The organism is Vibrio sp. 1727 (genome assembly GCF_033344415.1).
GTDB lineage: Bacteria > Pseudomonadota > Gammaproteobacteria > Enterobacterales > Vibrionaceae > Vibrio > Vibrio alginolyticus.
The window spans coordinates 63,004-82,626 of the sequence record NZ_JAWPOT010000003.1; the positions used below are offsets into that span (position 1 = coordinate 63,004).

A 19,623-nucleotide genomic window follows, 5' to 3' on the forward strand; every position below is an offset into this window, starting at 1 on the left:
TTATTCGTGCTTTTTATCTTTCCTTAGTCGTGAATAATATCAAATGTAAATAATGGGATTGTTCCCTTTGACAAACTTGACTAAACCATGACCAAGACAATCAATTTATAGAGACATACGTCACATTAATGCTTTACTTATGGACATTTTTTGGTTAGTTTAGCCATTAATAAAAAGTCACATTTGGCTGGAGATGATGCTACAAACATGGTTATCAATCGATTAAGTAACAGGGAATGTCCTAATGCTACCAAAGCCAAGTTTTTGTCAGTAGTTAGGCACGTAAAAGAGTTCGGTTCAATCAGTGATTTGGATCTTTGTAAAATCTTCGGAGAAACAATATGGAGTGATGGGAGGGAATACCATTCAGCCGCTTTCTCATTCAAGGTTGATAGATACACAGGTAACTGTGAAATCTCACAATACAAAAACCAATAAGGCTTAAGAATTTATAAGGCGGAGTCAGGAAACGGACTCCTCTTTTTTGATCATGGCAATCGTAAAGTCGTGCTCGGAGTACCCCTCAATCAATCGTGTATTCGGACACAGCAACCGACAATAGCGAAAGACACCTTCTTTATTGTGCGACGCTAACATTTTCATGCTGGGTAGTTTGGATTCATCCAACAAGTTAAACACACAACCTTTCTCTGTCGCTCGGTACATTTTATCAATCATTTCAATGGTATGATTTGGGTTGGTGGATTGATAGTTCAATGATCCGGAAGCAAAAACAAAGTCGCAACGAGGCAATACCAACGTTGAAAAGTCGCCACATATAAACTTACTTTGCGTACGAAAATCTCGTTTTCTGGCTTCAGAGATAAACTGTTTTTGCTGATCAATGCCAATATAGCTTTGAGGAAGCCCCCCCGTAAGTTCGATAAACGCTAACAAGTCTCCGTAGCCGCACCCAATATCTAAAATACTTGAACCGTCTAACGTTAACCCTCGGCACAACGCCTCAAAACGGCTGATCTGACTATACTTATCTGCCCATCCCAGAGTTCGGGCTCTGTCTTTACCAAACTGTCTATATCGCTTTCGATGATAGTGGGCAATCTTAAGTCTATCGAAAAATTTCATCTTTCTTATGCATAAATCGGTAAACTGCCATTTCCTTTCACTTGTCTAATCGCCAGGTGGGTATGAATATCTTTCACATTTTCTAATCGCTGTAACTTTCTAGTAAATGTTTCATAACCAGCGAGATCTTTACTGACCACCTCTAACAGGTAATCATAGGCCCCTGATACGACATGGCATGAGATCACTTCATCCATCTCAACAACGGCATGTTCAAACTCATCAATCGAAGAAGCTTGGTGGTTATTTAAACTCACTTCAACAAATACAGTCATCGCGATGCCTACAGTGTCTCTGGACACAATAGCTCGATAACCACTTATTACACCTTCCTGCTCCAAACGCTTAATGCGTCTTGCACAAGGTGATGCCGATAGCCCTACTTGGTCAGCAAGTTCTGCCGTTGTCAGAGTGGCATCCTTCTGCATTAGGTTGATAAGTTGCCTGTCAATTTTATCCATTTATTCTTCCGTGCCTTTAATCACCAACAATTAACACTTATACGCAATTTATCACCAACATCAAGCCTAATTACGTCAAACTTTGCCTCCCTTTGGCAAGAGTTTTATTCAACAATTAACACATCATTTACAAATGGACATGTCGATAATGATCTTGGGATACGCAGCTATATTAACGACCTTACTGCTTTGGTCTGGTTTCTTTATTTCTTTAAAAGGGGGCGCAATTTCTGCCTTGCAGCCAGCCGATATCGCGTTAGTTCGCTTTCTAATCCCAAGTATAATTTTATTACCATTTGTGATTAAGCATAAACAGTCGCTGCGCGTAGTGCCTAAACGCTACCTGGTTGGTGTTGTGGTTGGAAGCGGCCTTCCCTATCTTCTGGTCGTCGGAACGGCTATGCATTTCGCTCCCGTGGCGCACGGCAGTGCATTAGTACCTGGCACTTTGCCATTGTTTGTTTCTGCTATCGCGGTACTTTGTTATCAACAGTCGCTGAGTGCTCACCGCTTAATCGGGCTTTCTACGGTGCTGTTAGGGATTTTCGTATTCCTTCTTTCTAATAGCGGCGCAGAGTACAACTGGTCTCAATTACAAGGGCATATCCTGTTTCTAACTGGCAGCATCATGTGGGCTGCTTTCACCATCAGCGCTCGTGTCGCCAATCTTAATGCACACGTCTGTGCAGGATTCGTTGCAATCGCGTCTTTGGCTCTGCTCATCATCGCCGTTGGTTTCGGGTGGGTAGACAGTTATTTGGTGGTAACACCGTTCAGCCAGTGGCCATGGGAGGAGTTATTTGGCCACGCGATGCTACAAGGTGTTGGCGCAGGTTTAATCGCTTCGTTCACTTTCATTTATGCAATTAGGATCATCGGTGCCGAAGCCAGCGCTGCTTTTGGTTCATTAACTCCAGTCGTCGCGACACTTCTTGCCGTTCCAATTTTTGGTGAACAACCAGATTCTCTCACTTGGTTAGCGCTGATGTTGGTCACATGCGGCAGTATTGTGGCAAGCCAAATCTTTATGAAAGATGGAATGAACCAAACTTATCGCCCACCACTTCACAGATAGCGATGATTTTACAAAAACTTATGCCTTACTATCTTGAATAACAAAATGGCGTTTTGATAGCCTCAGCTTAACTAAAAAATTAAAACGCCAATGTGATGCCAGCCACTCATACTAAAGATGAACTGCATAGGTTTCTCAAACCGGGAATGAAGCTTTCTACTAATTTCGAATTTGGGCCTAAGGATCAATATACGTATTCCACCACCTATCTGGGGATGAAAGAAAATGCTTATTTGATTCTTGATATACCAATGCGTTTGCTTGAAGAGCAAGTGATGAGAAAACTCCCCAACGCCGATGTCATCGTGCGTGGTGTATCAGATACGGAGTTAGGCCATGTCATTGCGTTTAAGTCCAGCGTGCTGACGACGACCGTTCGACCATCCCCCCTTTTGTTTATCCGCATTCCAGGAACATTTGCAACCAAACCAGTTCGGGAACATGAGCGTTACAAGTTGCAAATGGACTGTAACGTTATTCATGCAGGGAATGTCTACGACGGTAGCCTTATCGATTTCTCTCTAGCAGGTGTTGGTATATCAACCTTGATTGAGCCCGAATTCAACGTGGGTGAGAGTGTTACCATCGAATGCCCGTTAAGCCACTATATCGGAGAAGAAAATCGATGTGTCATTGCCAACATTAAGAAATTGGTGAAGGGATGGGTAGTTGGAATTAAGTTTGCTAGTTCCATTGAGATGACTCACGAACTAAAAACAGAGTTACTGGAGCAATCCTTTCTAACCAGTAACGTCTGAACTTACTGCTCGCTAAAGCGCGTCGCCTCAAAGCTGTTGAGTATTCTGTGAACCGTATAGGTCACAAGCAGCGTCGCAACAATAGCAAACAAAATACTGCTCACGCGATACAGCGCACTGAACATTAAGTCACCATCCGGAGTAAGGTATTGGCCGAAAAGAATACCTAACGTGGTTAAGCCGCCAAATCCGGCTCCCGAACCGCTAGACTCTTTCACGTGCATATAACTGAACATCATAGCCCCAATCCAAAGCAATGGAACGATAAACAATAAGGTATCCGACCAATCGTATAATACAAGTTGTCCTACAATACCAAAGGTCACCCCCATCAAGGTCCCCATTGCTCTTTTTCGCGCATACCCTAAAGCACCGTTCCAATGCATAGGAAACAATAAAAGTAAGGTTGTCGCCTGAGCAGACATAGAGTCACTGAGGTCAAATAGCTGGAATACAAGGAAAGACATTGTAGCGATACTCGCCCCCATAAGGGCTTCATGACGCATGCGATGACTCTGTTTAGGCTGCGACGGTTTCGCTGGTGGCTGACGAGGTTCCGCATCGGGAATCAAAAATGTCACCACATAAGCAACGATCACTGAAATAACATTCGCTTGCAGATTGCTAAAGATTAGGTCATTTAAGTCAGTGGTTGGATAACTCGCAAAGTGCAGCATGATGCTTAAGCTCAGTACGCTGTTCGCTCCAAATAAGAATAAGCTCCCTTTTGACATACAGGCGAATTTATACAGGAACAACCCGAATGCAATGATTGTCATCATGCCTGGGTGCCCACCAAATAACCCACCAAGCACACCAACTTCTAATCCACACACAACCGCTGAAAAAATCAGTTGTCGTGCGGCATGTAGACTCATGACTGGCACCATTCCAAGTAACAGCATCGGGGTTACAGTAAAGAATACGCCATAGTTCCAACCAAATACTTTACATAAAGTGAAACCAATGGTCGCACCAGTTGCAATGCGCAAACACTGACGGAAGTCGTTTTCCGACATGGGGTGGTCCCATAACTTCATATCGCCTCCTCGTTAATAAATATAATGAAGAAGACTCAAGAATTGGATCTGGCACCTCGCTAACCAACCAGATAATGAGTTTTCTGGCAACAACTGCACGGTTGCTCGTGCCCCTGCTGGAAATGCGCGCTGCTGAGGTTCATCGATAGCTAAATGTAAACGTAAGCGCTGCGCGTCTCTCACCCAACGGTTTGAGTCAGTTGGTGTTGCTAAGCGACCATCCGCATCGAATTGACCCGAGCTGACCCCGGCATCCACACTCGTAATACGAGCTTCAAATACATCACCAGGTAAGCTATCAAAAGCCACTAACGCACGGCTGTTCTGATTAAAGTGTCGTAAACTCTTTTCACGAAAGTCGGCAATGATATCCACGTCATCGGAGACTAAAGCGACAAGAGGTGTACCAGCTGCCGCATAGGCCCCCGTCTCCAGCTGCAAGTTAGCGACAACGCCATCATGTTCCGCCGAGACTTGAGTGTAAGACAGATTAAGTTCCGCTTGTTTTAGCTGGTTTTGCGCCACGCGGATATTCACATTCGTTGCGCCTAAATCACCGCGGTTTACTTCCAACTCTTTTAAACGAGCACGTGCGGCCAGTAAGTTCGCTTTAGCTGCCGTTGCACTGCTCTGTGCGTCATCGCGCTGCTGTTGCGAAGTACCATTACGGTGAAACAGAGTATTAAGACGTTTTGCTTCGCGAACTTTTTGTTCCGCCACGATTTTGCTCGCTTCAACGTCTGCTTTTGCCGCAGCAATAGAAGCATCAAGTTGTTCGTTGTTTTGAATCACACGCTCAAGGTTAAGTTGAGCCTTTTCTACGGCGAGCTGATAAGGCTGGGGATCAATCTGAAATAGTAGATCGCCTTGGCTTATTTCTTGGTTGTTGGCAACATAAAGATGCGTAATCTGCCCACTCACACGGGGGGCCACTTTAGTTACCACACGCGTTGCCATTGCCTGAGGCGTCAACGGCATGGCGAGATCTGCAACTAGAAAATAGGCAAAGACAAGGACAAACGCGACGCAAGAATATTTGATCCAACGTGCGAATTTTTGATCTGGAGTCATAGGCGTTTACTTCTCTTTTTATTCGGTTTTCTGACTTATTCGCTAAGTGAATCAAGCGCATTGTGAGCAATCTGATCAAGAATCAATGAAAGCTGCTGAAGCTCCTGGTCGTTGATGTCCGTTAGGAGCTTGCTTCGAACTTGAAGAATTCGAGCCTCCATTTGCTTTAGTAGGGTTTTCCCCTCTTCTGTGAGGCTAACAATACGTGCTCGCTTATCGTGTTCACAGCAATGGCGAACGATCAGAGATTGCTCTTCTAATAATTTTAATGTTCGCATCAACGACGCTAACTCGATCTCAAGCGCTTCAGCCAAATGCTTCTGACTGATGTTGTCACCCATTCGATAAAGCTTCCATAACGCAGTCCAACGCGGATACGTTAGGTTTAAAGGCTCTAACTCGCGATCTGCAACCATTTTCCACAAACGAGCAACACGAGATAATTTTTCAGCCAGAGAAAGGTCTCGCAAACTGTTGATGTCTTGAATCATAAGATCTACTTAATTACTTAGCGTGCTAAGTAATATAAAATAGTTAGCACGCTAAGTAAATATCTTTTTGTGATTGAAATCACGTTGGGTGTGTCAGTGAAGGGGCAGAAATCTAAGTAACACAACACTATGTTTGAACTTGAAATGCAGCGATGTACACAACAAACGTCGAGACCAATAAAGTCTGATTTGTATAAGAGTAAAAGGGTCAGATACAAAAAAGCACAACCCACTGTCATGGTGTTGTGCTTTTCAGATAATGAATAATTGGGTTATCTCGTAGTGAGCCAATTCCTTATGTTCGCTCAACTAAGAACCGCTGCTTAAAATCCACAAATGCTTCATGGAGCGCATTTTCTTTAATCGGCTTGAGAAGCACGTAATTCGCACCCGATTCCATAAAGGCGTCACTGGTTTCTTTCGCGGTGTCAGCAGTACACGCATAAATTGGCGTGCCTAGTTTTAGCTTTTGTCGGATCTCTTTGGTCGTTTCAATTCCACCAAGATGCGGAAGTTGGTTGTCCATCAGTATCAAATCGTAAGTATGATCTTTTAAGAATTCCATTGCTTCTAACCCATCTTTCGCCCAATCAACCTGCATTTTGTACTTGTTACAAAACGCTTTTAGAATGAATGCGTTAGTATGGTTATCCTCTACCAACAACACTTTGAGACTCTCTGCAAATAGTTCAGCTGGCTTAACTCGCAAACTCGAATCAAGAGGGGTGAGTACTCGCTCACGATCTTTCACTGGCATTGTAATGACAAAAGTCGTTCCTAAGCCTTTCTGACTGCGGACTTGAACATCACCTTCCAGCATGTCGACGAGGCTCTTCACAATGGTCAGCCCTAAGCCACTGCCGCCGTATTCTCGAGTCGTTGTTGCTTCTTCTTGAACAAAAGGTTCGAACATTTGGTCGAGTTTGTCAGACTCGATGCCGATACCTGTATCCGTAATTTCCACGACCAGCACGCTATTGTCAGCGCCATAGAACTGCTCAAGTTCAGCATGCAAGCGCACGCTACCCGAGGGCGTAAACTTTACTGAGTTACTGACTAGGTTGAATAAAATTTGGTTCAGACGAACTTGGTCAGTAAAGATTTCAACATTGGGATCTATTTTGTTTTCAATGACAAGGTTGACGCCTTTACTTTCACAAATAGGACGATAAATGTTTTCTAACGTTCGAATTGTATCAGTGAAAGAAAACGGGTGCTTTTGGATATTAAACTTACCCTGCTCAATCTTCGAAAAGTCCAAAATATCATTCAAAACAGCAAGTAAGTGCTCACCACTATGTCGAAGTACGTCAATTTGGTTATTCTGCTCTTCTGTTTCCACAGAGTCTTTTAGCAATTGAGCAACCCCTAAAATTCCATTGATTGGTGTTCGGATCTCATGGCTCATTTTAGCCAGAAAGTCGGCACGGGCTTGAGCAGATTTTTCCGCTTCTTTGCGCGCCAAGTTACTCTGTTTTTCCGCCTCAATAAGTGTGGTTATATCCTGACCTTGAACAATAATACCGCTAATATCTCCATCAACTCGAATCGGCGATAAGTTCCAGCGATATACTTTGTCTCCAATTGGCACATTAACGCCTGTCAACGTAGCTCCCTGAGCCGCCATGCGAAGGTGTGGCATCAACTTTTCTTTGAAACCTTTGAACACTGGGTGCATGGTTTCAACATCGTTTTCCATGACTAACTCTTTGCGTGCTGCCGGATTGATTTGGACAAGCACACCCGATTCAGACCACACCATAATAGGAGATAACGCAAAGTTAAACAGGTCGCGGAAAGAGCGCTTTTGTGCTTCAAGCTCTTCAAAAGTGTTTTCTAGTGTCGAACCAATATGATCGAATTCCTCAATATCTGACCCCTCAAAACGCTCAAATCCTTTTTCTTCACGAGCCGAGCGGGTATATGCCATCAGGGATCCTAACTCTTCAACTACTCGATTCTCGATCCATTCTTTAGTCATCAGCGCAATCATGACCATACCGATAACTGAGGCTAGCATTGCTAGCAGGTGTTGGATTTGCAATGTCACCACGCTCTGATTGTCTTGCACAGTAAGCAAGCACAAGTCAGTCTCGGCGGCATTTACCTCAATAGGGGTTTTGATGATCAATAATTGGTCAAGCTTGTGCTGGGACTCTCGTCGTTTGAGTACGTCAAATATTTGATAAGCCTCATCTCCTACTAATGAGCTTGCCAATGGTGTGTTGTTAGCGACCAACACAACATTGTCGACGTTGCCTTCATTTTTTAACCTTTCCATCAACCCAAAGTTATTATCTAAAACAACAACATTGTAAGAGTACCCCATCACTTCACCGGTTTTAGGTTGTAAAACGGGTACACGACGAAGTAAAAGATGGCGAGTTCCCATCGGGGTCTGTGAGGGTAGATAATACCAGTTGTTGCTAAAGGTCACTTGACTGGCAAGTCGGCTAAGTATCAGGTTGTTGATGCCATAGAAATGCGCGTTGCCATCGTCCCAAATAATACCTTGATGATCGGTTAGGAAACGAAACTCCGGTGTATGGGAAGGATCACTCTGGTCAATACTCATGAAAAAGTAATTGAGTGCCTCTTCATCACGTTCTGTATAAAAATCCAATACAACATCACTTTTCGAATTGCTGTTGTGATGAATCTGAATCGCTGCAAAATGGCTATCAAAAATGTTCAGGATCAGGGCAGAGGTCTGCTGCTTGGTTCGGTCGACTTCCTGCCAAATAATCTGCTTCGAGAAGTAATAACTCTGAACAAAGATGCCTAGAATGATCGGAGCAAGTACGAGAATAATTATTTTGGTAATAAGCGTCGACAGTGAGCGACGCTTTCTTATTTTTGATGTAGTTGTCATCAATTATCTGAGTATCTAAATGCACGTTTTCTTAATGCTTCAATTCTTTCTGGAGAGTCCGATTTTGTAACGACTTCAAAATCACCAGAGTAAACAGTGGGAACTGGCTTTCCTTCTAAATCCCACTTAATGGCCTCAGCCATTGCAATACCTGTATCATCGTTCATACGCATAACGGTAACGTCTAACTCCCCTTTAGAAAGCGCCTCTAACTCTGCTGAACCGCCGCCCCAACCATTGATCATGACATCATCACGACCTAACTCTTTAAGAGCGTCAACAGCACCTAATGCTACATCGGTAGAACACGCGTAAATGAAGTCAACGTCCGGATACTTCTCCAAACTGGCTTTTGCAGCTTCATACCCAGATTGCTTTGTTGCTTTGGTGTAGTAAGCAGATTGTAGTTCAAATTGATTATCGCGGTTCACTTGGTTGATAAAAGTGTTGCCTCTGATGTCACTAATGTAGCCCTCTGAGAAGTAGAGAACACTATAGTGGCTATGTTTAGGGAAACGCTTGCCAAACTCAACGGCCAATTCACGACTTCCTTCTGCGTGGTCGAAACCAACATAAAGAAACGGCTGATGATGTTCCCAATCCCTAACAGGTGTGGTGATATTTTGTAAAATTAACTTGGTTTTCTTTGAATCTAAGACATGCTCAACAAACTTACGATGTCTTGTGGTATCTAGAGTAAAGATCAAGTAATCGGAGTTGCTTTTCAGCGCCTCCATTAAAGACAAACTTTGCTGCTTTATATCTGCATTAGGACGAGTAAACACTTGATTTAGTTGATAGTCGATATCAAGCTTATCTAGGCGTTTTTCAAACGCATCGATGTTTCGAATCCAATAATCAGAGATCTGCTGCCCTGGATAAACAACAGAAATTTTCAGTGGACGCTTTTTGTCTTTTGCTACGGGTACAGGGGTTTCTCTTACCACTTCAGCCAACGCACTAGTTAACTGCTTCTGTTGTGGAAACTGGTCTAAAAACTCTTGATATGCCCAATACCCATTAAGAACTTGGGTGGCCTGCACATTCGGCGCAAAAGCGGCCATTGAAATCAGGGAGAATACTAACGCTTTTTTCATCTACTGCTCTTTTAGCTTTTTTATGAGCCTAATTCAGCTCTATTCATTACCTAGCCGAGTCATCCTATACTCTTGTAATCTACCTTCCTCTTAGTGCCTGTTTCAATAGTAAATTAGTTCTTGGTCTGAGTGGATGCAAATGAAAGTACATTGAGTCGCTTCCTTTGTCTCGATGACGTAGAGACATTTCGCGCTTTTCATACTCAGGACCTTTAAACAGAACACCAGCCCATTATGCGTCAGTTTATTCCTACATGGTACTCCAAAAACAAAAAGAAACCGCCAATGTGACATAGGCGGTTTCCGTGTATCTTTGCGTAACAAGGGCTTATCAGAGTGCCACTATCTCTAACATCATTTGTTGATGTTCGTCGACGACAATATTTGCTTTTGACATAACGAGCAGCTCTTTTTTCGCTTTAGTTAGTTGCTTAATATAGTACTCTGCTCGCATGGCAAGCGTCTTTGAGTCAAAATCCGATGACCATTCCAATACCAAAGGGCCTTTTCCCTTCAAAGCTTTCGCTCCTTTTCCGGTTTGGTGCTGATTGAATCTTCGTTCAACATCATTGGTAACACCACAATACAACGCGTTGCGGTTATTTCGTATCAGGTAGACACTCCAACGCTGCGTTGTATTTTCCATCATGAAAGCAGTGACTCAACCTTAGCTTTTAATTCATCCAGCTCTTCTTTCAGCTGAGCGACTTCGAGCTCTAGCTGGCTTACTCGATCGGAGCTCGAGCTTGCAGCAGACACAGGCGCTGCAAGTTCGGACGCATCAACATCACCACAGAACAAATGCATATAACGCGACTCCCGCTTACCAGCCTCACGTGGTAATTTGACCACTAATGGTCCTTTCTCTTCGCTTGCTAAATGCTCAAGGACCGTTTCCACTTCTTTTACATCATGAAATGTCGCGAGACGATTAGTACGAGTACGAATTTCCCCAGGTGTTTGAGCACCGCGCAAAAGCATACAGCATACAATGCCCTTCTCCTGCTCTGTCAGCTTTAAATCACCAAATTCCGTATTACAGAAACGGTGTTGATACTTGCTGACGCGGCTGTTGAACGCACTTTCGTCACTGACGAGCCTGCGCTCAATAAGAGCATCAACGGCATCGAGAACGTCTGACTCAGAGAGTGACATCACGGGATCACGGTTGCTTTTTTGATTACACGCGTTGGTTAATGCGTTTAGGCTGAGGGGGTAAAGATCTGGGGTAGTGACTTCTTTTTCGATCAAGCAACCAATAACTCGTGCTTCAATTGCCGTTAGCTCAACTTTCATAATGCATTTCCTTATTATTTTTGCATTTGACTTTGTACCTAAATCGCTTCGAAATCATACGCCATAAATTCACACAGCAGTGCAAGAAGCGTTAGCGGTTCAGGTGTTGGTGTCAGGCTAAAGCATAGCGTAAGACCTGACACCCCTTACGAATAGGGTCAGGTATCAATGCTCCGAGAGAATCGGCACTCTCGTCAAATTGCCATCTTGGTCGACCATCATTATTTTTGAACGATTAAGCTCAACTTCGATGATTTCGAGTTGCTCACGGGCGTTGATATACGCCGTTTTTAACTTTTCAGCCACAGAGCGAGTGACTTGCTCATTATCTTGACTATTTACTTGCTCCGCAGTGTTACCAGAGTCCATATCAAGTTCATCATTTTGCATTCAATGGTGTTGATAATATAGTGAAGGCCACGTTATGACAATGAATCGATGGATTCTACGATGTTGGCCAAAACTCGAAGAAAGCAGCACGATTATATGTACACAGCGCAATTGGTTGAGAAATGTTCAACTCTGCATTGCTATTGATCTAAAGACTGTTATGCCACTGGATGTTGTGCTTTAATCGAGGAAGATATTCATAAAATTAGGAAAGAGAACTATGAGTAGCGTATTTGAAATCGTTAACCAAGCTCGTCGTAAAAACAAACTAAAACGTGAGCTTCTTGATAACGAAAAGAAAGTTCGTGATAACCGCAAACGTGTTGATCTTCTAGAAAACCTTCTAGACTACATCAAACCAGAAATGACTCACGATGAAATCGTCGCAATCATCAAAAATATGAAAGCAGACTATGAAGATCGTGTAGATGACCACATCATTAAAAGCGCTGAGATCTCTAAAGCACGTCGTGACATCAGCCGTCGCATTCGTGAGCTGACTGAAGAAGACAAGCAAACTAGCGGCAAAAAATAAACGCGTAAGCTAGATTTTCGAACCCCGAGCAAGAATATCTTCCTCGGGGTTTATTTTTGTCTCTAAACTAACCGCCGTGTACAATCAATCTAACTCTTATTCCTAACGCATTCAGCTTTCTATGTCTTCAACTACGACAAGTACACAACCAACGCTTGCAAAACAATTATTTACGATGACCTGGCCAATGCTTTTTGGCGTTCTGTCTTTAATGAGCTTTCAGCTTGTGGATAGCGCGTTTATCGGTCAGCTCGGCGTTTTACCGTTAGCCGCTCAAGGTTTCACTCTGCCTTTGCAAATGGTCATTATCGGCATTCAAGTTGGTTTAGGGATCGCAACGACAGCGGTCATTTCTAAAGCTCTTGGGGCGAATGAAAGTCGGTATGCCAAACAACTTGGCGGATTGGTATTGATGATCGGCTCAATCGGTGTCGCTATTTTTGGCGGGCTAATTTGGCTTTTGCGCTACCCCATTTTAGCTCTATTAAGCGCTCCAGAATCTGTTATGCCGATAATCGACAGTTACTGGCCTTGGTGGTTATTAAGCTCATGGACTGGTGCGGTTTTGTATTTTTACTACAGTATCTGCCGAGCTAATGGCAATACAATGTTACCTGGCACAATGATGATGATAACCAGCGGCGTGAACCTTGTGCTCGATCCGCTATTTATTTTCACGTTTGACTTGGGTATTAACGGAGCGGCAATAGCAACCATCGTCGCTTTTGGGTTTGGTATTTTAGTCGTCGCTCCTCGCGTGAAGAAGAATCACTGGGCAACGACACAATGGCAAGATCTTAACGTAGCCAAAAGTGTTGCATCTATCGGTAACATTATGGGCCCTGCGATGATTAGCCAACTGCTGCCACCGTTGTCTTCCATGCTAGCAACAAAATTATTGGCAAGCTTTGGAACCGCAGCAGTCGCCGCTTGGGCGCTTGGTTCACGCTATGAGTTCTTTGCTATCGTTTCGGTCTTGGCGCTGACAATGTCTATGCCTCCAATGGTTGGACGCTTACTTGGAGCAAAGAACTATGAAGATATCCAAAGGCTCGTCAGTATTGCCGTAAAATTCATTCTAGGTTTCCAACTTTTGATTGCTGCCATTACATTTGCCGTCGCAAACCCACTCGCATTATTGATGACAAGTGATGTGCAAGTGGAGCAAGTCTTGGAAATGCATTTACTGATAGTGCCGATCAGTTTGGGTTCATTAGGGGTTTGTATGCTAATGGTTTCTCTTTGTAATGCATTAGGCAAATCTTACACCGCGCTCACCATTTCAGCGCTGCGCTTGTTTGTCTTTTTCCTACCGTGCTTGTGGGTTGGCGCTCAAATGGATGGAATCCGAGGTTTACTCTTAGGCGCTTGTATCGGCAACCTGTTAGCTGGTGTTTCCGCATACCTAACCTATCGCCAAACCATACGCAAACTCGCAGGCGCGCAAGCCAACGCACAACAATGAATAATCAGAACTAAGCCCCTGAAGTGGGGCTTTATCGTTTTGACGCCTTGTCTAAGTTGAAATGTTAGCTAGGCGAGTTTTAATTCACTAAAGAGCTCAAATAACTGGTTCGATTTATACGGCTTAGGTAAATAAGCATCCATGCCTGCCGCAAAACAGTTGTGGATGTCTTCTTCCAAAACACTCGCAGTGAGTGCGATAATCATCGTTTTTTAAGTCCTGCTTTCTTTTCCCAACGACGAATTTCTTTCGTCGCGGTCAGTCCATCCATCACGGGCATCATGCAGTCCATTAAAATTGCATCGAATTCTTCTCCCTTTGTGATGGCTTCTAACGCTTCTTGACCGTTGCTTGTTATCAAATAGTCATAACCTGCTTTATCCAGAAAGAAACTCGCTATTTTCTGGTTCATCAAGTTATCCTCCGCAATTAAGATCCTCCGATGAGAGCGCGACGCTCGATATTCAGAGCTGACAACATTATTGGTGACATTGTCACTTGATATAGTCTTTTCAACCTTAGCTAAATCATCAATGACATGCTTAAATCGATTGCCAAGGAAAGGTAATGTGAGTACGGCATGTACTTTTTCTGCATTTTCGTAGGGAGTGGATAAATGATGCTGGCAAATAATCACACGGCGAAGATCGTAATTAAATGATAGATTATCCAAGATTTCATCGGTATTAGCGTCGTTACTGTGGCACAGAAATATGACATCAAAGTCATCATTTATCGCTTGCACTTCATTCACATTATTAACACCAAAGAGATTGATTTTCGCTAAGCGACACTCTTTTAATACTTGGTCGGCGTAGTCGTAATTTGAGCAGATCAAAAGCCCTTTATTAATCACCTCAGAACGCCAGCCAAACACAGGAATTGCTTCAACCTCAATCGAGAATTCAAAGCATGTGCCCACTCCTTTTGTAGATGTTGCTACGAGCTTGCCCCCCATCATCGACACAAGCTGACAACAAATTGCCAAACCCAACCCTGTGCCGCCAAATTGCCTCGACACTCCTTCATCTTCCTGAGTAAAGGGTTCAAAAATCGTGGTTAACTTATCTTGATCAATGCCTATTCCGGTATCTTCTACTTTAAACGTCAGCACTCCACGTTCTTTCTCAAGTAACTCCTCATAACTAACATCAACGCATACATGCCCACTTTCGGTAAACTTAACCGCATTCGATACCAGATTCGTAACTACCTGTTTGACACGATGATCATCGACCATCACGCGAATGGGGATATTTTCAGCTAAATTAATACCTAACTTTAGCTGTTTAGATGTTGCTTTGGATTGGAATAAAATCATCGACTGATACACGACTTCTCGGATATCCGCTTCTACTAGTGACAGCTCCAATCGTCCAGACTCGATTTTAGAGAGATCCAATATATCGTTAAGTAAAGTAAGCAGTGTTTGAGATGAGGAGTCAATGTCATCAACAACTTCTTGTTGATGCGAAGACAACTCACTTTGAGAGAGTATTTCTGTCATGCCCATGATCCCGTTAAGGGGCGTGCGTATTTCATGTGACATGTTGGCAAGAAACACAGATTTTGCACGATTAGCCGATACTGCTGACTCTTTTGCATGCAGTATTTCTTCAGTTTGTCTCTGCATTTCTTCAACCACTCGATTCACTTGCTGAGCAAAAATGGTCAGTTCATCACTTCCATCAACTTTGACTTTTGTTTGCTTCTCTTCGGAGTTGATCAACGCGTTTAAAGTATGAATGATCGCATCGAGTTTGCTGTTAACTCGGAACCAAGTACTAAATCCGAGCCAACAAAGCAGGATAACCACTAAGGCAACGCCAAAACTGATCATCGCTATATTGGCCTTTTGTTCATGAACCTGCGTGAGAAGCGACTGCTCAGTTTGTTTGGTGAACCCATCAATGAGCACTTGTAAGCGCTGCACACGAAAATCGAGTTCTTTTAAATACGCGGCGTAGTCACTTTGTGACATGTCTCCTGACATTAATTGTCCGCGAGACGCCAAGTTTCTCTGATATCTCGGCGAAGTAAACAAGCCAAGCAATTTATCCACTTGCTCGTATGACCCACCTAAGTTTAAAAACGCATCCAAATTTTGCTGCTGTCGGTCAATCGCCTGATAAAACATGCTTTGACTTAGCCGACTCTTAGGGTCTTGGACTAAACGGTTCGTCAGCCAAGCTTCTTTCTGTGTCCAAAAAGAGAGCTGAGCAAGGTAGGCAATAAAATTTTGCATGCGAATGCCATCGTCGCTGCCATACCATTGATGATTTTGCAACAAAGAGCGCGACATATTTTGGAGCTGTTTAAATGCCCAATCACCCAGGTCGTTCATCTCACTCAATCTACCTGACAATACCCCCAGCATGGCTTCTTTCAGTTCATCAGCATACTCAGCAGTATTAGGGTTACTCACAAACTTTTGATGCAAAGAAGAAATAACTTCACCTTGTTCTTCAATATTAATGGCTGCAGAGACTTGAAGATCAGGCTGTCGGCGTACTTTCTCTATGGAGTAAATAAAGTGGGAGGCCTTGGATATCAATTGGAAACCTTGAATATTGCTAACCGTTTGATTGAGACGGCTCACGCGCAACGCATTATCAGAAAACTGCTGAACTGCAAATACCACTATTACCACAGCGGGTAATAGTGCGAGGAGTGCTAAGCGTGTTTTTATTGATAATCTCAACATCCATCAGCCTAATGGTTGATTTCATCCGTTTATTTAATATTAGACTAGTTTCTTGCATTGAAAGGCATATACGACATTGTTACTTTCAAACAACATTCACCTACCTAGACTATGGTTATTGTGAGTGTTTTATCATCGGCTAATGCAGTAAAAATTGTGATTTAAGTCATATTTTTTGATCTTAAAGTTGGATGCAAACAATAAAGTTTCACTCACAACTAAGAGTCGCATCACTTTTCAGGAAATCATCTATTGTATGTTTACCTATTGAGTTGCCTTATCGAGTTAAATCACACAAAAATGCAAAATATCCATTTTTGTCAACAAAACTAATTTGAAAGCAAACGTTATCATCGCAAAAAAAGTAAGTTACTTTCTAAATGTCAATACGTGAAAACCACTGCTTTAGTCACATTAATCCACCACTAACGTCCCCTTAAGTAGTGTTTTACACTGGATTTAATTTTCCTAGCAGAATAAGGACTCCGACCTTAGAATCCGCACACACAACTATTACAACCCGATTACATAACCCACCACACTCTTGCACGCTGCCGAAGAGGCAACAGCAGAGAGTATGGTTAGCCCCCAAAACGTGAAAGGTCTAATACAACAATGAGTCCAGAGAAATATCTCCAAGACTGGCAAACTAGCCAAACGATTGCTGAATCTATTTCCCCTCTAATTGGTAAGCTATATCGTCAAAAAGGAATCGAAGTGGTTCTGTTTGGTAAAACGCTTATTAATGCTACTACTATAGACATTCTCAAAACTCATCGCGTTGCAAGACGTTATACCGGTAACCCACTTTCGCTTGAGCACACGATGCCTATTATTCAAGCGCTTTGTGAAATGAGCATTTCTTCATGCCGTGTCGATGTTGGCCAATTGGCAACTATGTACTGGAATGAACATGACGATACAAGCTCTCTAAACGATTTCCTTATCACTGCACTTGATGGCGCTCGCGACGCAGATTCTTCATTGAAAGCGCGTGATGTGGTTCTTTACGGGTTCGGTCGCATTGGTCGACTACTTACTCGCCTTCTCATTGAGAAAAGTGGTCCAGGTTACCCACTAAGACTACGTGCGATTGTGGTTCGTGGCGGTAAAAAAGGCGATTTGGAGAAGCGTGCTAGCTTGCTGCGTCGTGACTCAGTTCACGGTCAGTTCAACGGTAGCATTGTTATCGATGAAGAGCGTAAAGCACTGATCGTTAACGGCAACTACATCCAAATCATCTACGCAAATAACCCAAGCGAAGTGGATTACTCAGCTTTCGGTATCAATAACGCGCTAGTTGTTGATAACACAGGTGTTTGGCGTGATTCTGAAGGCCTGAGCCAACACTTAGCGTGTAAAGGCGCAGAGAAAGTACTGCTAACAGCACCAGGTAAAGGTGACATCAAAAACGTTGTATTCGGTGTAAATGAGTCGGTAATTAAAGAAGATGACACCATCATCTCTGCGGCAAGCTGTACAACAAATGCAATCACGCCAGTCCTTAAGGCTCTGAACGATAAATATGGTGTTCTTTCTGGCCATATTGAAACCGTGCACTCATACACAAACGACCAAAATTTGATCGACAACTTCCACTCTGGTGACCGTCGCGGACGTAGTGCTTCACTAAACATGGTTCTGACTTCAACAGGTGCGGCAAAAGCAGTTGCTAAAGCATTGCCAGAGCTTGCAGGCAAGCTAACAGGCAACGCGATACGCGTACCGACACCAAACGTTTCTATGGCAGTCGCTAATCTAAACTTAGGTGAAGACGTAGACCGTGATTCACTGAACGATTACTTGCGTGAAATGGCGTTGAACTCTGAGCTTTCGGCACAGATTGACTACACCGATTCAACAGAAATTGTATCAACTGACTTAGTTGGTTCTCGTCATGCAGGCGTCGTAGATGGTCAAGCGACTATCGCACAAGACAAGCGTTGTGTACTTTACATCTGGTACGACAACGAATTCGGTTACAGCTGCCAAGTTGTGCACTGTATGGAACAAATGATGGGTGTTCGTTACCAAACATTCCCTCGATAGGTGAACTTTGCTCCACAACGTTAACCACATAGCGTAGCGGACAATATCTCATATTTGTTCTAAATAATAAGCGCCATGCGCATTACTAATATTTTTCCCCGTTTATACGCCTGATCACCCTCAGGCGTTTTTTCGTTTCATTCATTTGACACTCTCCGGACAAAGTGAACGTCAGCATTCATGTTTTGTTCATGTTCACAGCATTAATCTGAGCACATAAATTACAGAGAGGTCATGATTATGAATCGGATTATTGTAACTGCACTAGCACTGATTACCGGCTTTTTTACGTTAGTATTTAGCTTGATCATTGCGATTCCGTTGACCATCGCAGCATTAATTACCGGTAAACGTATTGAAAAGCGCGTCAAGAAAATGCAGAGAGAAATGCACGAAGAGTATGAGTTTAATACAGGTAAAGCAGATGCGATTGAAGGTGAATTTGAAGAGGTTCGCCGGTAAGTAAATAAGATTTAGATGAGTTTCTCTCCCCCAACCGCTCCTGAGAAACTTCTTGCTTTCACCCTGTCCTTAAAATGGCAGGGTGCTTTTTTGAAAAGCACAATATTGAATAAGCACCTAGCGGTTTATTGCTTTATCTTTTTGTTGTAGGAGGCTGTGTAACCAGCCTCCCATAAATCACCATCGACACCAGAGTATGGGTTGGATTCTTTCGGAGCGCCGCTTTGGCAAGCATCTTTGCCTTCCTTCTTAATTTCATCGATGTGGTTTAAAACAAAGTCAAAGTGTTTAGGATCAGCCTTTTGTAGTAACCCGTACAAAAGGCCAAAGCCAAGCATCGTAAATACAAACAGTTCAAAAAACACCCAAATGCTCTTTGTTGAAAAGAATATCCAAGCAACGCTGCAAACACTGGTCAAAATTACTACTGGAGCTAAATCTACTATTCTTTGCATATTGCTCTCACCTTCTAAACGGTCATGGAGTCTCTACCCCTTTCATAGGGTAAGTAAGAGGAAAGTCCGTTTTTATCCAATAAAGCACTCTCGACTTAATATGCGACACTGTTAGTATTAACGTTAAGTGGCTATCGTTCTCATTATAACAATGCGTTGGAAAGTAGCTTTCACAGCAAATGAGAATATGAACCAAAGTAACACTATTGATAATATTAATTTTAGCAACGTTTAGCGTCAGAGTTACGTAAATTGTGTAAGGTTTACTGAGAGTAGACAAAAAAGCAGCCACACGGGCTGCTTTTAGTATTTCTGT

Annotated in this window: 17 protein-coding genes and 1 pseudogene; 6 read left to right on the top strand and 12 right to left on the bottom strand. The window is 43.1% G+C overall.

Features of this window, described 5'->3' with window-relative positions; all coding sequences use genetic code 11:
- Positions 1–462 precede the first annotated feature (462 nt).
- Positions 463–1,086, bottom strand: coding sequence for a class I SAM-dependent methyltransferase (locus tag R8O10_RS04570; protein WP_170893131.1), 624 nt, complete (start codon positions 1,084–1,086; stop codon positions 463–465).
- Between the two features lie 5 nt (positions 1,087–1,091).
- On the bottom strand, positions 1,092–1,547 hold the full coding sequence (locus tag R8O10_RS04575) for an Lrp/AsnC family transcriptional regulator (RefSeq protein WP_005373581.1): 456 nt from the start codon (positions 1,545–1,547) through the stop codon (positions 1,092–1,094).
- A gap of 148 nt (positions 1,548–1,695) precedes the next feature.
- Between R8O10_RS04575 and R8O10_RS04580 the strand changes: the two genes are divergently transcribed.
- Both R8O10_RS04580 and R8O10_RS04585 read left to right on the top strand, forming a co-directional pair.
- On the top strand, positions 1,696–2,622 hold the full coding sequence (locus R8O10_RS04580) for a DMT family transporter (RefSeq protein ID WP_025767932.1): 927 nt from the start codon (positions 1,696–1,698) through the stop codon (positions 2,620–2,622).
- 95 nt (positions 2,623–2,717) lie between these two features.
- On the top strand, positions 2,718–3,380 hold the full coding sequence (locus tag R8O10_RS04585) for a flagellar brake protein (protein WP_005373585.1): 663 nt from the start codon (positions 2,718–2,720) through the stop codon (positions 3,378–3,380).
- Positions 3,381–3,382: 2 nt separating this feature from the next.
- On the opposite strand, the gene R8O10_RS04590 is transcribed toward R8O10_RS04585, so the two are convergent.
- The 8 genes from R8O10_RS04590 to R8O10_RS04625 form a co-directional block, all read right to left on the bottom strand.
- Positions 3,383–4,420, bottom strand: a complete 1,038-nt coding sequence (locus tag R8O10_RS04590; RefSeq protein ID WP_017635179.1) for a DUF2955 domain-containing protein — start codon at positions 4,418–4,420, stop codon at positions 3,383–3,385.
- A gap of 12 nt (positions 4,421–4,432) precedes the next feature.
- Positions 4,433–5,491 (bottom strand): HlyD family secretion protein, encoded by a 1,059-nt coding sequence (locus R8O10_RS04595; protein ID WP_017635178.1) that lies wholly within the window; start codon positions 5,489–5,491, stop codon positions 4,433–4,435.
- A gap of 35 nt (positions 5,492–5,526) precedes the next feature.
- A complete protein-coding gene (gene slyA / locus R8O10_RS04600; RefSeq protein WP_017635177.1) occupies positions 5,527–5,982 on the bottom strand; it encodes a transcriptional regulator SlyA in 456 nt (151 codons plus the stop codon).
- Between the two features lie 295 nt (positions 5,983–6,277).
- Complete coding sequence (luxQ, locus tag R8O10_RS04605; protein WP_318191145.1) at positions 6,278–8,854, bottom strand: quorum-sensing autoinducer 2 sensor kinase/phosphatase LuxQ; 2,577 nt, start codon at positions 8,852–8,854, stop codon at positions 6,278–6,280.
- Positions 8,854–9,951, bottom strand: a complete 1,098-nt coding sequence (locus tag R8O10_RS04610; protein ID WP_005385634.1) for an autoinducer 2-binding periplasmic protein LuxP — start codon at positions 9,949–9,951, stop codon at positions 8,854–8,856. Before R8O10_RS04610 ends, luxQ begins: the two co-directional genes overlap by 1 nt.
- Positions 9,952–10,282: 331 nt before the next feature.
- Positions 10,283–10,600 (bottom strand): GIY-YIG nuclease family protein, encoded by a 318-nt coding sequence (locus tag R8O10_RS04615; RefSeq protein WP_005373593.1) that lies wholly within the window; start codon positions 10,598–10,600, stop codon positions 10,283–10,285.
- On the bottom strand, positions 10,597–11,247 hold the full coding sequence (locus R8O10_RS04620; RefSeq protein WP_005373594.1) for a YceH family protein: 651 nt from the start codon (positions 11,245–11,247) through the stop codon (positions 10,597–10,599). Before R8O10_RS04620 ends, R8O10_RS04615 begins: the two co-directional genes overlap by 4 nt.
- A 165-nt stretch (positions 11,248–11,412) precedes the next feature.
- On the bottom strand, positions 11,413–11,616 hold the full coding sequence (locus R8O10_RS04625) for a hypothetical protein (RefSeq protein WP_031777159.1): 204 nt from the start codon (positions 11,614–11,616) through the stop codon (positions 11,413–11,415).
- A gap of 241 nt (positions 11,617–11,857) precedes the next feature.
- Here R8O10_RS04625 and R8O10_RS04630 point away from each other — a divergent pair, with 241 nt between their 5' ends.
- Together R8O10_RS04630 and R8O10_RS04635 are read left to right on the top strand one after the other, a co-directional pair.
- Positions 11,858–12,172 carry a DUF496 family protein gene (locus tag R8O10_RS04630; RefSeq protein WP_005373603.1) on the top strand — a complete coding sequence of 105 codons (315 nt, stop codon included), beginning with the start codon at positions 11,858–11,860 and terminating at the stop codon, positions 12,170–12,172.
- Positions 12,173–12,293: 121 nt separating this feature from the next.
- Entirely contained in the window at positions 12,294–13,637 is a 1,344-nt protein-coding gene (locus tag R8O10_RS04635) for an MATE family efflux transporter (RefSeq protein WP_025767935.1), read from the top strand.
- Between the two features lie 68 nt (positions 13,638–13,705).
- Here the strand turns inward: R8O10_RS04635 and R8O10_RS04640 are convergent.
- Positions 13,706–16,341: pseudogene (locus R8O10_RS04640) on the bottom strand (ATP-binding protein).
- Positions 16,342–16,956: 615 nt separating this feature from the next.
- On the opposite strand from R8O10_RS04640, the gene R8O10_RS04645 reads away from it, so the two are divergent.
- A complete protein-coding gene (locus R8O10_RS04645) occupies positions 16,957–18,390 on the top strand; it encodes a glyceraldehyde-3-phosphate dehydrogenase (RefSeq protein WP_025767937.1) in 1,434 nt (477 codons plus the stop codon).
- A gap of 240 nt (positions 18,391–18,630) precedes the next feature.
- The gene (locus R8O10_RS04650; RefSeq protein ID WP_005373607.1) at positions 18,631–18,852 is read left to right on the top strand and encodes a hypothetical protein; all 222 of its coding nucleotides are present in this window, start codon (positions 18,631–18,633) and stop codon (positions 18,850–18,852) included.
- Between the two features lie 125 nt (positions 18,853–18,977).
- Here R8O10_RS04650 and R8O10_RS04655 read toward each other — a convergent pair whose 3' ends face one another.
- The gene (locus R8O10_RS04655; protein ID WP_318191146.1) at positions 18,978–19,307 is read right to left on the bottom strand and encodes a hypothetical protein; all 330 of its coding nucleotides are present in this window, start codon (positions 19,305–19,307) and stop codon (positions 18,978–18,980) included.
- Positions 19,308–19,623: the final 316 nt, after the last annotated feature.